The organism is Bartonella jaculi, assembly GCF_039543045.1.
Classification (GTDB): Bacteria; Pseudomonadota; Alphaproteobacteria; order Rhizobiales; family Rhizobiaceae; genus Bartonella; species Bartonella jaculi.
In genome coordinates, this window is the sequence record NZ_BAABIZ010000010.1 from 37,788 (window position 1) to 53,934 (window position 16,147).

Genomic DNA, 16,147 nt, shown 5'->3' on the forward strand with positions numbered 1-16,147 from the left:
AGGTAAAAAATAAATTAAGAGAATCAAAGGACTCAAAATTTACAAACTAGCTTATTGATTTCATTGATATATGGCGGAGAGGAAGAGATTCGAACTCTCGAGAGCCTTTTGAGCCCTACTCCCTTAGCAGGGGAGCGCCTTCGACCACTCGGCCACCTCTCCAAGAGGGTGCATAAACGGTCTCAACAGAAAGTTCAAGACATTTTCGCTTTTTTTCAAAAATATATAAATTTTTCTTTTATTTATTATTCCATCAGACAAAAGTTAACGAATAGAAAATCGTGACTTTTTTACAACATCGCCTTGAATAGCACATGAACACCCTTCAAAAAGGCAATTTCATATTTGTATATCTAAAAAAGATCATTATAGCTAGAAGCATAATTACCTTATATTTTTATTTTAACTCTAAATTAGTTAAAAATAATATTCCGTAACGAGATTAACTACCTTTCATTGGAGATCCACTATGAATATAAAGTCCCTCTTTTTAAGCTCTACAGCAGCTTTTGCAGCAATTTCTAGCGCGCAAGCAGCTTCAACAGTTATTGCAGAACCAGAGCCTGTAGAATATGTTCGCGTTTGTGATGCGTATGGTAAAGGATATTTCTATATCCCTGGAACAGAAACATGCATGCGTTTGTCTGGAAGTGTTCGTGCTGACTTTATAGGTGGTGATAACGTTGATGCAACGACCAATGCCGAATTTGCTAACAAAAGAAAAACCTATGGTGCATCATCACGGTTAACCCTTGTTTTTCAAGCTGCTTCTGAAACAGAATTGGGAACACTTCGTTCCTATGCGCGTATCTACTCGAATTGGAGCGGTGGTAAAGACACCGCTGGTGCAACACTCGCAGCCGCTTACATTGAACTTGGTGGTTTTCGTGTAGGTCTTGATGATACAATTTTCAATAGCTGGACAGGTGGCTATGGCAACGTTCTCAATGATGACAGCATAGCACCAGCAGGTGTTACACGCACTAATTTTATTTCTTACACCTTTAGTGGCGACAGTGGCTTTTCTGCCATTATCGGAGCGGAAGTAGGCAATGCTGATGCTACTTTCATCGATCCTTCTTCTGAAGAAGTTGGCACATACTACTACATTGATAAAGATGATAAAATTGCTGTCGTCCCTAGTGATAGTCTTCCAAGTAAAGGAATAAAAAAATACACCCCCAATATAGTTTTCGGTATGAAATTTATGCAAAAATGGGGTGGTTTTTCAACAGTTGCAGCTTACGATGCTTATTATAAAAAATGGGCTGGTAAGGTACGTGTAGATTTCAATGTCAACGATCGTTTAAACCTTTGGGTAATGGCTGGCTATAAAAACAGTATTGATTACTACACAAAAGATGAAGACAATGTTCTATCACGACGGAACACAACGATCTATGCAAACTGGGGAGGAAAATGGGCTGCTTGGGCTGGTGCAACTTACAAACTCACTCCAAAAGCAGATTTTAACGCTCAAATTTCTTACAGCGCTGTAAAAACCTTTGCAACTTCTGTGAATATTGCATACACGCTGGTTCCAGGCTTCGTGATTACACCTGAATTGACTTATGTTTCTTGGAACGATGATCGCACTTTAAAAGGTGTAGACAATGATACCGCGCATACGCATGCTCTACATGGAAAAAGTGCTTTTCAAGGTATGATCCGCTTCCAACGCTCATTCTAATCCTCTTGGATTACACTGTGAATATACTCTTAAAAACTGGCAACACATGTTGCCAGTTTTTGGTTTTTTGAAGCCCTCTATAATCATCATAACAATATCTCTTGATATTTATTTTTCACCATCTCTGATAAAAAACTGCTTATTTTACAAAAATATTTCAAGAAACTTAAAATAAGATGAGTGCTCATAGGAACGCCTTACAAGCTTTATTCACACGGTTTAAATTAAATAATGCAAATTTCGATCATCAAGGGTATCTGTTATTAAAATTGTGCATAAATTCTTGAAAGCAATCAAAAAAGCCTGATACATCTTCAAATTGACAGCCAATAAATTGTAGAAATGCTTTCAATGAAAGTGATACTACCTAAAATGAATAAACGGAATTCTTTGTAGATTTAATTGGTTTTTGAATATATCAAAAACATTTCCTCAACAACAGCAATACATATTTTAAAAATTATAACAGCATTGTACCTCTATATTTTTTCAAAATGCGTATGTTTTACCGATTCTCTTCTTTCAATAATTGTGGAATTTTGCTTGCAAAACATAAGTGTAAAACGAATAATTGTGCTTTTTACATCGAATATTTTGGAGATAAATTACCTCTCATGCGTCTCTTCTTCTTCACGCACTCTTGGGCAAAATATCCTCTTCTAGTGTACACAACGCCTTAGCTTTACGTATCTTTCAAACAAGATGTGCGACGACACGATAGAGAAACAGGATCTTAAAGTCCACGCTTCTACAAGCTCCGCTGCTTTTTCACCTGTTCCCATTAATTCCTTCGCATGCAATCCTGCTTTCACACCACGAGTAAGTTTCTTTCTTTCACACAAAAACCAATCTTCAGAGAAAGACAAAACACTGTGAACAAAAGAAAATATATACTGTGGTAATGACACATATCGAAAAGACGTATTAAATTAACGCGATGGAAAATACTTATCTACCAATGCATAGATAATCGCTGCTGTTTCAACATCGAGAATTCCATCATAATTTTCTTGACGAAAATGAAGCTGAAATGCTCGGATTAAATTCTTGTATCCACATTTCGTACATGCAGCCAAGGTATCGTATCCATATTGTTTTAATTTAGCTAAAATATCTGCTTTGTCTGGCAAACTCTTACAAAACTGCTTCTGGTAGTGCTCTTTCAATTCATCATCATACCATGCCCCGATACCGGCTTCATAAAGTTCTTTCCATGGGAAAGCTGCCCCTGGATCACTTTTTCGCCCAATGGCAATATCACTGTGTCCAACGACATCGGTTGGCATAATATCTGGATAACGTTGGAGAATATTCAACGCAAGCTGTTTAACCGCATCAATCTGTATCGGATTATAGGGAGGGAATGTAAACTCCTCATTATCACAGGGAGCTAAATCAACAGTCCCAAGCTCAACAGCTTTGTTATTCAAATCACGATCCTCAGACAGTAAGCGAGCACCAACATGTTGTGCACGCTCATCTTTATCCATCGGATTAAAACCACGCATATCCTTAAATCCGGCGTCAATATACGTTTCTTCAAAACAATCTGTATGTCCGGTTGCTAAATTTACTATTTCAATTCCAATCGATGTATCATTCAGATTATTACGCCCAGCCCATGAACTAATACCAGCATGCCATGCACGTTCGTTTTCATCAACGAGATTAAAAATACGCATATCATTAAACCCCGCTTCAATATACGTTTTTTCTGAAGGATCAGGTACAAGATAGTGAGCGCTGACCTTAAGCCCAGTAAGAGCTTCGATCGAACTTTTAAAGTCAATAGAGGTATAATGCATTACAAGAAAACGAACGCGCCGATTAAAGCTTTTGACAGAACGATAGCTATTATAATCAATATGATACATAGAAAAATCCTTTCTTTTTGTCTAATTCACTTGTACCATCACGCATTACAACAGATCGTATTCAAAACGAGCCTTAGCACCATTTGAGAATAGTTATTTGTAATATATATTACTATCTATATAATAATTTATTAGTATTTATAAAAAAAAGAAAATATTTATAAAAAGAAACTATTAGCAAAAATAAAGAAAATCTCAAAATCTATCCAATATAATCAATAAAACGATTACAGAAATATTATCAATCTTTTTTAACCATTTGCTTTCTCAATATAATGTCCAGAAAACCATTAGTGTAAGAAACAAAATCCTCACAAAATCACGCATTGAATATTTATATACACCATGCACATAACAAAGCTCTTTGTGTTATCAATCTGAAATAACGTATAGTTACAATTTGAAGTCTCCATTACGAATGGCCAAGCGCATCCAATTGCATCACGAACTCCTTAGCCTATCCATAAAATGACCCTTAAAAAACTTTATGGCAATTTCTTGACAAAAAGTTGATTAATCGCATGTACAATTAATCTTTCCTAGGCATATTTTTCTATGGAATTTAAGAGCTCTTTCTTGGGCATAACAAAAGCGATGGAGATTCTTTCTTGTTTTCCAATAAAGAATTCTATTTCCCTTAACTTTTTCACCCCCCTCTGTATCTTTCAATCAATGGATTAATTTATAAAGATCATTCACTATTGGCACATCAAATATGGATCCTAAATACAGTAAGATCTGCTATCTCAATCCCTTACATTCAATAAGCAAAAACTGTTTAACCAGAGGTCAAAAGAGGGATCGACGTATGGATAAAATCGTTTGCGAAAAAACTAAATACGCCCCTCATCAATCGTCTTAATACAAGGGGTGCGCAATATTGGAAACTGATAAATATAATAACGGTTGACTTGTAGCTTTATAAACGTAAAGGTAACGGTACCTAATGGATCTTGCGTTATATCATGATGAGTATTTCTTTAAACTTTTTCTATTAACTTATTAAGCGATTTAGTAAAATATAGGCTTGCTTTAAAGTTTATATCAGCAATTTTATTAAAGGTTGTGTAACTTTAAATGTAGAAAAGTTGAATATCGGATACTTGATATGAATTTATTTTTAAAAAAGAGTCCATTATCTCTTTTTTTCTCTCTGTTTATTTCTAAAGTTGGTGATTATGCTTATGAAGTTGTTTTTGTTTTACTTGTCTTAGAATTAACAGAGAACTTCTTTTTTACAGGGCTTGTGTATTTTTTTCGCTTTATCCCTTTTCTCTTTTTTGGTCCTATCGGAGGTTGGTTAGCTGATCATTTCTCTTTGAAGAAAAATATGATCTTAAGTGAATTGGTGAGATTATTCGCCTCATTATTTGTTTTTATCACTTACATAACAGGGAGCGCACATATTCTTGTGCTTGTTTTGGCAGCAATATGTACAACGGTAGGACGAAGTCTTTTTCAGCCAAGTTTTCAAGCTGCTATTCCCAGAATATTTTCAATCAATGAACTGACAAAGGCAAATAGCCTTGCACAGATTATAGACGAAACGGCATCCGTCATTGGCCCTTTGGTTTGTTCGCTCTTGCTTTTGTTCGCAAATAAATCGGCAGTCCTCATTTTTGATTTTTTTACCTATTTCATCTCTATTCTCTTGTTATTTAATCTCGTGAATTTCAATTCCAGTGAGAATAAGTCATTCAATTTTATCCAAATTTATCGAGAAACAGCTTCCTATCTTAAATCTCTTTCTACAGAAAATAAGCATTTATTTATTACGCTCGTTGGCTCGGCGTCTGCTATTCTCTTTACGGGGGCAATTTTAAGATTTTTAATTCCAGCTTTTGTTCTCTCGATAGGGGGAGAGGAAAGCCTTGTGAGTTATGTTTTTTCTCTCATTGCTGTTGGAACTATTGTCGGTGGTTTGTTTTATAGTAAAATGATATGCCATATTACCTCGTTGAAGCTCATGGTCTTTTGGCTTCTCTATGGGGGTATTCTGTTTGTTATGCCCTTAGCTGCAGAGCTTTATTTAAAACTCCTTCTCGTGTTAGCATTTGTTTTAGGATTTATTGGTGCATTTGTGGATATTAGTTTAGTCTCAGCTATTCAATTATATTCTCGTCGTGAAGATATTGGTAAGAGTTTTGGAACCTTTTCAACTTTAGCGAACTCTGCTGAAGCAATGTCTGGCTTTATTGCTGGACTTTTTGCACTCGTGGGATTAATGAGCTCTTTTTTAGCGATGTCTGCATTAATTATTTCCACTGGAATGATTGGAGTTATAAAAATTAAGAAAAATAAAGATATCATATCCCTTAACACGACAGTAGATGACGATCATTGATATATTTGATATCTACATGCCGTTTCTTTTTTCTAAGACGGTTAGTTAACTATATTTGGAACAAAAATACTTATATTCCTAACTGTTTTTTAATGATTTTACGTAGAGTGGTGTTAATTTGCCAGTTACAACAGTTGCTTTGTCTCCAAAAGTAACGAAGTAATGGGAACCTTTGCCAACATAAAGCAACGTATTGATTTATAAAGATAAATTTTCGTTTTGCAACTTAAATGAGACTCCCAAATATCGTGTAATTCTCTCATTTCAAATCTGCTTATTTTATGATGAATCAATCAAAACCATCCCCTTGCACATCACAAGCGGAGCTAATGTGTGGGTAAAAAGCTATAAAGAAAGGGGTAGAAATACCTCTTATGAAACGTCTTAATGCAAAAGGCTATCGTGCAACATTGGGGGGCGGAGCTTGGGCAACGTTATAACAGTTTTAAAGCATTTTTAGCCTTATGTGACAAGAAAGGTCATGATAAAATCTCTTTGAAACATTCTCCTGTGGTATCCGTAACCAATCTTGATGCCTAGGCATATAATTCTAGCCGTAAGATTTTCGCAAAAAATATGCATAATATGATTGCTTTTTATAATAGCGAAGTAAAACGTTTTAACGATACCTATCCACATGCTGATCGAAAAACACCTGCAAGTGCGGTAGATAATTTTGTCAATTCAGACGTAAAAAAAGATAAGTTGGAGTTATAATGTTAAGCAAGAACCAATAAGAGGAAAGGTTTTTGAATTTGAAGAGGCATGCCTCACGCAAAGTTCGTATCATCCTTTTACACGACAATGGCTTTATTGTAACCGTATCTTCAATGATGGAGTTTGTCATTCAGGGACACGACTAAAGGATAGGCTTTGGGACCAAGATGAGATATCTCTTTGAATCAACACATCCCATAGATTCCCCTCTCAAAATCAAGCGATGGGAATATTATTTTTCTTTTTTCACGTCTTTAAAATTTTAAAAGAGAAAGATGATCCAGAGAAAAATTTTTTGCGTATTTTTGCATAAATCTCATAAGATATTATTGAATGTCACTTTCCGTTTTTAAATATCTTTTTAAAACAGACCAAGCCGCATATTCCCGTAAGACCACGCCTAAAAGGGGGCGCGTATAGGGAAAAGAAATATGATCATCACCATAGCCTTTCATCCGTATAGTCATGGTAGCATGTCCAAGACTTTCTTCCTGATTTTCTAATGTCTCGACAGAAGGTGATAAGCTAACCTCAACCTCAAGCAGTGGAATATCTTTTGTAGCTTTTTCTATTGGTTGAAAATATTTTAAAAGCTGTGGATCATTGGCAGACCAATGAACTTCTGCGTGCATTGCCAACTGTTCACCAGCCGTGGTAATTTCTGCTCCAACCAAGTAGGGGTGAAAATGATTTTCAAATTGTTCGATTAAATGCTGTGCCAATGGCGCTGGCGACTGACCAACCAGTTGCACAAGAACATAAGGACTTTTCCATAAAAAATGCCGTTCGAATGGTTCATCGGCGAGATGATTATCCACCCAATGCGCAATGCTACTTTCATCAATTCCAATCAAAGTCCACGCGTATTGAGCGCGCGATACAGGAGAATACTTCTTCTCACCATGTTCTAAATAATCTTCTAAAAGCGCAAGTGCTTGCGTAGGGGGACCAGGCAAAACAACAAGGGAACTTTCACAACAAGAGAGATAAAAACCAGGTGCTGTACCTGTGGGATTATCAAGCACTTTTGCTGTTTCAGGAAATAAGGCTTGACGCGCATTACTGCTATCTGGAGCGATACCTAATCGCTGCAATTGACCTTTTATCGTTTGCCAAACAGCTTCATGATGAACCAAAGGCTGCTGCACAGCTTTGGCAATTGCATCACGTGTTTTGTCATCCGATGTTGGTCCTAATCCTCCACTGATAATGATAAGATCTTCTTGCCCAAGACAAGCAATCACCGTCTCACATATTTGCTGTAATTGATCGGCGCAAACAAAATGACGTGTGACTTGAATATTTCTCTTGTTCAAGCTTTGACTCAAATCCTGCAAATTCGTATTCAAATATTGTCCTGAAAGGAGTTCATCACCAATCGTAATAATTGCGGCACGACAAACAGAGACAGGATTCACAAGAGAATTGAGAACAGCTTCAGCCATTTGACGTGTAGAGGCTTCCCCCCCCCCTAAATCATAGGTGATCGTTTTTCCAGCACGAATAACCTGATCAACACTCTCAGACAATTGTTGTGCTGCATCTTTAAAACCTAAATGGTCTAAAAGTAAAGCAGTGGTATAAAGCATGGCAGAAGGATTTGCTTTATTCTGTCCAGCAATGCGTGGTGCACTGCCATGAACAGGCTCGAAATAAGCAATCTTGCTTCCCACATGAGCACTAGGTGCAAGTCCCAATCCTCCCATCACTCCAGCGGCAAAGTTAGAGAGAATATCGCCAAACATGTTTTCAGCAACAATTACACCAAATTGCTCTGGCTTCGTTGCAATCCACAAAGCAACCGCATCAACATTGTGAATGTCTGCTTCGATTTCTGGATAATTTTGCGCAACTTTCTCAAAAATTTCCTGAGCAAATTGACCACTCTCCCGCATAACATTTGGCTTATCGGCAAAAGTAACCCGCCTCAAACCATGTTCCCGTGCATAAGAAAAAGCATATTCAAATAGCCGCTCTAAACCAAAGCGTGTCTGCAAACGGACTGTCCACGCTGCCTCCTAAAGACCATACTTTTCTAAATTGGGATGTTTTAACCATGCCGCTTTCTCAGAAGATATACCGCGAAAATCCAGCCCTGCGTAGAGCCCCTCGCTATTTTCTCTGATAACACAAAAATGAAAAGGCTTTCTGGGACCCAAGATGTATCTGATAGGGCATATATTCGCAAACAGACCTAACTTTTGGCGAAGTTGAAGTACCGGCGACACATAGGCAAGTTTTTTCTCTTTTAAATGCGGTGCAAGCTCTTTTAAAGCAGCTTCTTTTCCTTTACTGGTCACAGCACCAAGTAAAATGGCGTCACTCTCAGTGATTTTTTGCCAAGTCGCTTGAGGAACAGGATCTCCTTCCTGTTTCCAACATTCCCAACCAATATCGCCATAAGTTAATTCAATCGGCAATTGGAATTGCTCTAAAACCATCAGCGCAGCATCACAAACCTCTGGACCCACGCCATCACCAGGTAATACAAGAATTTTCTTTTTCATAATCCACTCATCCATTCAGCAAGAATTGCATTCATCATAACAGGATTATCCTCCCACAAACGCATACCAGCACTAGAGATGATCTTATATTCATGATTTATAAAATGACTTCTCGTTTGATTATCTACGGTTGCAAGTTATGACTTTTCCCCACCAAAGCTAAAAAATTTCTAATGTACTTGATAATCCCTCTCCCCACATTCATTTCCAATAGGGAAAAAAGCCTCCCTTGCATATATTCAATTGCCATATTCTTTTCTTCTCATACATCTCTAATGGGTAAAGATGTGCATGAACAACCTGATACACCTACAACGAGCTTAGCATCAAAAAAGGCTTGCGTAACAACGAACACGATACCAAACGAGAACCTATTTCTTCCAGACAAATGACTTCAATAAAGTCTTTACGATAGCGGACCATATATTTACCCCGAATAAAAAAACAAATTTTAAGTCATCTAGTTATAGAGTTTGGTAGAAAAAATATCCCACCCCCATCACACAAAATAGTATAAAATATTTAAGCCCCTCTTTTTATCGTTTAACCCTTTGATTTTATTATTGAGCATGACCGCTGCTATTTAGCTCATTTCCGAGGTCATAAAATAATACGCTTTTCGAATATAGATTATAAACCCTATCAGACAGCACGCAGCCAATAAAGTAGCCATAACGCGTGGATTATGCCCAGATATCCTTCCAATAACCGCAGCACTCAGCGCAGCACTTCCTAATTGTAAAGCTCCCATCATACCAGATGCAGCCCCAGCAGCTTGTGGATGTGATGAAATAGCCAACGCCGTTCCTAATGGTAATAAAAAACCATTACCAAAAGTAAGAACAGCAATAGCCACAAAACTCGTCACAAGTGGCCATGGGCTTACATACATTTGCAGAGCAAATAATATCCCCCCGATAACAAAAATAATATATCCCCGCCATACAGTTCTTTCCATCGACTCTCGTTTAAAAAACCACCGCGCCACGAGATTTCCTATAATATAGGGGAGTGAAACACCGATGTAGCTATAACCAATATAGACAGGCGACAACCCCAAAGTTGTGAGCAAAAAAGGAGATTCTACAATATAAGCAAAATAAGTCGCGTAAGAAAAACACGGAATAAGCGCGTAAAAGATAAATTGTTTGTTTTTGATGACACCCAAACTCCCCTTAAGAAATCCCTTAAGAGAAAAACGCTGTCGTTTTTGAGGCGGCAGGGTTTCCGTAAGCACAAAACAACACAACAAAATGGTCAAGAGTATAAAAAGACCTAAAAAGATAAAAGTCGCATGCCAATGGAAAACCTGTACCAATAGCCCTCCAACTAACGGCGCAAGTGCTGGTGACATCCCAATAAAGGGAAAAACAACCAAGTAAAGCTTTCCTGCTGCTTTTTTATCAAATAAATCATTGATAATAGCACGGCTTAAAACAATACCGGCACAAGCTCCAAGACCTTGAAAAAAGCGTAACGCAAGAAAAGTTTGGATATTAGCCGTGTAAATTACACCAAGTGTGGTAAAGAGCCACAAAAACAGACCAAACAAAAGTGTTTTTTTACGCCCGAAATTATCACTAAGTGGTCCATAGACGAGCTGCCCGATAGCCAGAGCAAAGAGAAAAATCGCCACCGCACTCTGGATCTTGGATTCCGTAACTTGGTAATACTGACGCATATCTTCAAGGGCAGGAAGAAAAATATCGGTAGAAATTAATCCTCCTGTTGATAAACATACGATAAGTATAATAAATGGTAATGTATATTTATGTTTCATCAGGAAAGACACATTTCTTAAATTAAAAAATATTTATTTTTATTTGTATAGCAAAATAATAATTTATATTTATAAATATAAATCTATTTTAAAGTTATACACAGGGAATATAATAAAAAACTTTGATGCTTTTACTTTATTTGAGCAAATTCATCTTGTTGATGCATAAAATGCCATAATGTATGATCTGCACACACACTCAACACGTAAATAAGCACTTACTGCTTCACTCTATGAATTAACTTTAAAGCATCGCAAATCGCAATTTTAAAACTCTACGCAATAAAGAATCTAAAAGATCAAAACTCCCCTTCAAAGTTATATTGATCAATCCGAAAATAGCGCTTTTGATTGTATTCATGTTGCCTTACATTTTTCAGGCTTTTTTCATTGATATTATAAACAAAGACGCTCCGCAACAATACCTCTTCTTATGAAAATAACGTCACTCTCTCGACGACATCTTTTATCAGAATTGATTTACAGACTCAAAGAAAAAAGCAGCTACGAACTCCCCCTCCTAAAAGCCATCTACGCAAATATGATTGTAACAATACAGCATATAATAATAAGCTCATGGAGAAGTCTTTATCAAAATAAATAACTGCGCAAAGAATTCTAACCCATTTCAACTATATCATAAAGTAAATTGTGCTCCTGCATCCTCCTAAAATCTAAATCCATCTTACCCATTTTGTTAGATACTCATTCTCCATAACCATCACAAATTTCATTGCCTAAGCTATTGACAAATATGATATAATGAAAATTTGATGAATCATTCTGCATCTCATTTAGAAAGCGAAGAAAAGGAGCTATTAATGAATATAACAGAACTATCCACCTACCAATTACTTGTACCTATTTAAATGGAAGGAAAAACATACACCGAAATTACCTTACGCCGCCCGAAATTTAAAGACTTAAAAGCAATACAGAGAAAAGAAGGTGTTGAGCAATCAATCGAAATGATCGCATGTCTTTCAGGGGGGAGCCACTAATACCATCAGGAAACTTGATATTCGTGATTTTCTAAACATTAAAGATATTTATGGACCTTTAATAAAAGAAGTATTAAAAAAAGCTGGATAGAATGCTAGAAAAAATGAACGCAAGCATAAAAATCCTATCCCCCAAAATCCTATCCTTAGAAACTCAATTTTCTGAACATCTCAAAAATTTTATAAACAAAGTAAATGCACCCATAAAAAGCATAATGGATGAATGTATTTTTACCGACAGTAAATCTAAAAAACGCACAAGTAACCTTTACAAAATGCAGTTTCTTAGTACAAGATAGTCTATCAAACCAAATTTATCTCTCAAATCAACGTGCTCTTTCATCGCATAAAAAACCTGCATACAAAACCAGAAAACAACCTTCAGAGATAGCTTTAAAACTTTTGGACATTGTCTCAAAACTTTTGAACTTTCCTCTCTGGTTTTGGGAATTTTTATTCAAAGAACTTAGAAAGTTTTTCTAGCATTGTTTTGACACAGAGCAGTAGAAGAAGGAAAAACGCTGAGAATACTGATGTTTCTTCCTTCTTTTTTTATCTCTCATCGCTTTTTGAATTGAATACTGTTGATGTTTATTTTGATTAATCGAAGCATTCCTTTTAATTATAAGTGCAGTATAGAAAATCTAAAATTTTAGCAGACGTGCTATGTTTACAAAAAATGAAATAACCACTCCAGTTACCTTCAAACATAATCAATTATGAAGTGTTTATAAAATTTCTCTCAAGCAGTAGCAGGGATATTACTTGAAAGAGAGACATTAAGAGAGCTTACTAAGCGAGAGGGCAAGATGAAACTTCACAACAGCATTCAATCTTTTAGACATTGCAGTACAGAAGGAGCAAAGATATCCATTCCTTTCTTCCCCATAAACCGTTTGTCTCTCCATAAACTAAAATTCTCGATGAACTGGTATCTCAGCTCTAAATTGGAATCATGTGAGAAGATTTTGTAAAGAATGACCAGCATCTTGTTTTCGATGTTTTCTGTCCTTTTTAGCGCATATCCATTCACTTTTGGAACATAATTGCTAAAGATGCATTTTATCTCCAGCATTATTCAAGGAGATAAACACATGGAAACCCGTATTCCAGGAGAAACATCATTCGATACACATTTTCTAGGAGAAACCTCACTAGAAGAACAGTATCCACTCTTTTACACACCCATTTCATGGTCCGCAATCTTTGCCGGATTGGTAACGGCACTCGCCACATCAATCTGCCTCTCTTTTTTGGTTGCGGCTTTAGGCTTAAGCCAAATGAATTTCACCTCTTCAACCCCTTTTGAAGGCTCTTTCCTCTCCTTTGGCATTGGCTCTCTTATCATTACGCTGATCAGCCTTGCATTAGGAAGCTTTGTTGCTGGCCGTTTTGCAGAATCCTCAGGAGCACTTCATGGCTTTCTCACTTGGGCTCTGTTAACACTCATGATAACGCTTCAAACCATCTTGATGATTTCAAGCGCAGCGCATATAGGGGCTAAGGCTGTTTTAAACAACGGTTCTACCACACAACAAACCATGTCCAAACTAGAAGAAAATGTCATTCCCCTTCTCTCAAAATTAAACAGTGAAAGCTTTGAAAACTTTTTGCAAGAAAAAAGCGGTAATAAGGTTGATTTTGACAAACTAGGCAACGAATTGCATGCTCTTTTCAATAAAAGCGAGATTCCTGCTCTCAATATCGACCGCTTGAAGCAATCTTACCAGGAGGCTCTTAAAGAGATCAGTTCGACAATAACGGCTTTTAAAAATGATCCTTCTCACTATCGCACCTATCTGAAAAATCTGAGTGATCATCTATCCGATCGTGTGCAAGCCATTACTGCACAGTTTGATCGCAGCGACATCATAAACAACCTTATGAACAATGGCATGACACGCACTGATGCACAAACAACAGCGAACCATGCGATCCAAGTTTATCAGACAGCAGAAGAAAAAACTGCTCAGGCAATTAAAGCCCTTGAGCAACAAGCTGAAACACTGTCTAAAAAGCTAGACATGACAACAAAAGATGCCCGTCACATTACGGATAAAGCTGTTAAAACAGCATCCAGCATTGGATGGTGGGGATTTTTGGGAGGCCTGCTTGGTGCCATTGTTTCCAGTGTTTGTGGTTACTATGGTTACAGAAGCCGTAAAGACTCTTTCAAGTTTTAAAAACTTGTAGCTCAGAAAATATAAAACCAACAACAAAAAGCTGTACAGAGTGTACAGCTTTTTTTGTAAATTCTTCTTGATCACTTTAAAGCTCAACCTTCTTATTTAAAATGCTCTTTGCTATTAATGTTGCTTTTGACAAAAATAAAATCCATGCTAAGATGAAAAAATTGCTAATCTTTTTATTTTGGTTATCATTGTTTTTTTATCAACTATAAGGGGGAAATATATGAATATTTCACTTAATGAAGGAGAAAACATTACTGAATTAGCTGCTAACAAAATTGCACCAATGTTAACCGTTTCTAAATACGCTTAGCGCCGAAACTATCTAAGTTTGTAATAACGATCTTGATATCGATAATTTGCAAGAAATTCAATAACGTATACTTGATACGAATCTGCACATATACCCAACACATTCAGCTAAAAAATTAAGCATATTTAACCAATATTATTTAAATTGTTTTCTGAAGACTTTTCTCAACAAGTATGGACTAAGCAAGCAGCTAAGCTATCACTTTCAAACATCCCTTTCCATGAAAAGGATATTTTAGATACTCTAAAACAATACGCAAAAAATCCACACAAACTCTTAGCTCTTAATCCTAAATCCGAAGTAGTACAGTGGTTAATGGAGTGCGGAGTCCACATCCTCTTCCAAATTTTCTTGTTTTAGATACGGATAGGACTATAGAAGGCTATACTGCCCGCGTTGACCAATATGCCAAAGGGCAAGAATGGGCGGTCATGTATTATGGGTTATACGCTGCAACCCATGTTCTGTGGGATGCGGCAAAACAATTTGCAGATCAATTAGCACATTGTTTAGGTTTTAGACCTGGTGGACGCGTGGATATTGACTGCTTCATTGGCCGATATTCTTCTACTCATGTTGGAGTTCATGTAGATCACGCTCATAATTTTGGTTTTACTCTACAGGTTGGTAAAACAATGTTTGCATGGCCCAACACACGAACAGACCTTCCCAACACACCAAAAGACAAAGAGCTAAAATATCCTGAATACGAGGAGCATAAATCAACAGCAATTGCGCTGCAAAACCGTACAGACCGTGTTGCCTACTTTCCCCATAACGCTTTCCATGTTGCCGAAACGAGAGAAAAGGTTGCTGTAAATCTCAATATCGCTTTTTGGGAAACAGCACACGATGCACAACACCATAGAAATTATGTCGCGCATTTACTCCATCTCGATGATCGAACGCGACATGATATCCGCGCATCAGGAAGAGCAAATTTAAACCCTGATAATGCTTTTCAACACTCCGCACTAAACTCCACCATCGCAAATGGTACCTTAAAACGCCATATGCTGGTTTCTCAATTAATTTGCGATACAAGTTCACGTTTATGCGTCGGTCGCCCCCCCTTATTGAGATTTCTGAAATTGAAAATGAAATCACTCTGTGCCCACCTGCAACTCTGCAATGGGTTCCCTTACTAGAAACAAAAGAACTGCTCATATAAAAGCAACTTCTATAAATCTCCAATATCCAGAAATCCACAACGCCTATAAAAGTGATGTAGAGGGAAGTTTGAGTGAAGAAGTATTGTTTTTGAAGAATTGAGCAGTATGGCTTTCTGCTATAAAAGCACCGCCACTTTAAAGAATTTACGATAGCTTTGCCTTCAGAGAAAAACAGTCTGAAATTACAGGGAATAGAAGAATGGATTAAAAACATTCTTGCAGTTGCCTCCTATCACGATGTTTTTTTTCTAACATTTTTTTCAAGATTTATGGTGCAGACAAATTTTTTAAAATGCGTTTTCTAGAGGAAGAGTTCTCTGTAGAGAAAAGAGGTTTTGACAACCGAGAGGGACCTCTTTGGACAAGCACGAGGTTTTGGATAAGCAAGCAGGCTTCTATCTGTTTTACAAGAGAAAGCATCCGCATGTCTGTCTCAAAATGGGCATGTAAAGAAAATTCCAAAACGCCTCACATATTATCCTTTGTTTTATTTGGACTCTCATTCATTCTCCTCCACTTTCTTGAGCATTCTTATTTTCACCTCTTCTTAGCGATCATCC

Annotated in this window: 7 protein-coding genes, 1 tRNA gene and 2 pseudogenes; 6 read left to right on the forward strand and 4 right to left on the reverse strand. The window is 37.0% G+C overall.

Translation table 11 applies throughout. From position 1 onward, the window contains the following. Positions 1-71: 71 nt before the first annotated feature. Positions 72-162: transfer RNA gene (locus ABD915_RS05440), tRNA-Ser, on the reverse strand. 307 nt (positions 163-469) lie between these two features. On the opposite strand from ABD915_RS05440, the gene ABD915_RS05445 reads away from it, so the two are divergent. Beyond that, a complete protein-coding gene (locus ABD915_RS05445; RefSeq protein ID WP_345116262.1) occupies positions 470-1,690 on the forward strand; it encodes a porin in 1,221 nt (406 codons plus the stop codon). 929 nt (positions 1,691-2,619) lie between these two features. Here the strand turns inward: ABD915_RS05445 and ABD915_RS05450 are convergent. Next, positions 2,620-3,564 carry an N-acetylmuramoyl-L-alanine amidase gene (locus ABD915_RS05450; protein ID WP_345116264.1) on the reverse strand — a complete coding sequence of 315 codons (945 nt, stop codon included), beginning with the start codon at positions 3,562-3,564 and terminating at the stop codon, positions 2,620-2,622. A gap of 1,108 nt (positions 3,565-4,672) precedes the next feature. Between ABD915_RS05450 and ABD915_RS05455 the strand changes: the two genes are divergently transcribed. Both ABD915_RS05455 and ABD915_RS10280 read left to right on the forward strand, forming a co-directional pair. Beyond that, positions 4,673-5,908, forward strand: a complete 1,236-nt coding sequence (locus tag ABD915_RS05455) for an MFS transporter (RefSeq protein WP_345116266.1) — start codon at positions 4,673-4,675, stop codon at positions 5,906-5,908. 414 nt (positions 5,909-6,322) lie between these two features. Then, a pseudogene (locus tag ABD915_RS10280) lies at positions 6,323-6,749 on the forward strand (type ISP restriction/modification enzyme); the annotation flags it as partial. A gap of 202 nt (positions 6,750-6,951) precedes the next feature. Here the strand turns inward: ABD915_RS10280 and ABD915_RS05470 are convergent. Next, positions 6,952-9,132, reverse strand: a pseudogene (locus ABD915_RS05470) (isocitrate/isopropylmalate family dehydrogenase). 583 nt (positions 9,133-9,715) lie between these two features. Next, complete coding sequence (locus ABD915_RS05475; RefSeq protein WP_345116270.1) at positions 9,716-10,912, reverse strand: multidrug effflux MFS transporter; 1,197 nt, start codon at positions 10,910-10,912, stop codon at positions 9,716-9,718. Positions 10,913-11,781: 869 nt separating this feature from the next. On the opposite strand from ABD915_RS05475, the gene ABD915_RS05480 reads away from it, so the two are divergent. The 3 genes from ABD915_RS05480 to ABD915_RS05490 all read left to right on the forward strand — a co-directional run bounded on the left by ABD915_RS05480 (position 11,782) and on the right by ABD915_RS05490 (position 15,563). Next, positions 11,782-11,913 carry a phage tail assembly protein gene (locus ABD915_RS05480; RefSeq protein WP_345116273.1) on the forward strand — a complete coding sequence of 44 codons (132 nt, stop codon included), beginning with the start codon at positions 11,782-11,784 and terminating at the stop codon, positions 11,911-11,913. Between the two features lie 1,094 nt (positions 11,914-13,007). Then, complete coding sequence (locus ABD915_RS05485; protein ID WP_345116276.1) at positions 13,008-14,096, forward strand: TIGR04086 family membrane protein; 1,089 nt, start codon at positions 13,008-13,010, stop codon at positions 14,094-14,096. Between the two features lie 639 nt (positions 14,097-14,735). Then, positions 14,736-15,563 carry a hypothetical protein gene (locus tag ABD915_RS05490; protein WP_345116278.1) on the forward strand — a complete coding sequence of 276 codons (828 nt, stop codon included), beginning with the start codon at positions 14,736-14,738 and terminating at the stop codon, positions 15,561-15,563. Positions 15,564-16,147: the final 584 nt, after the last annotated feature.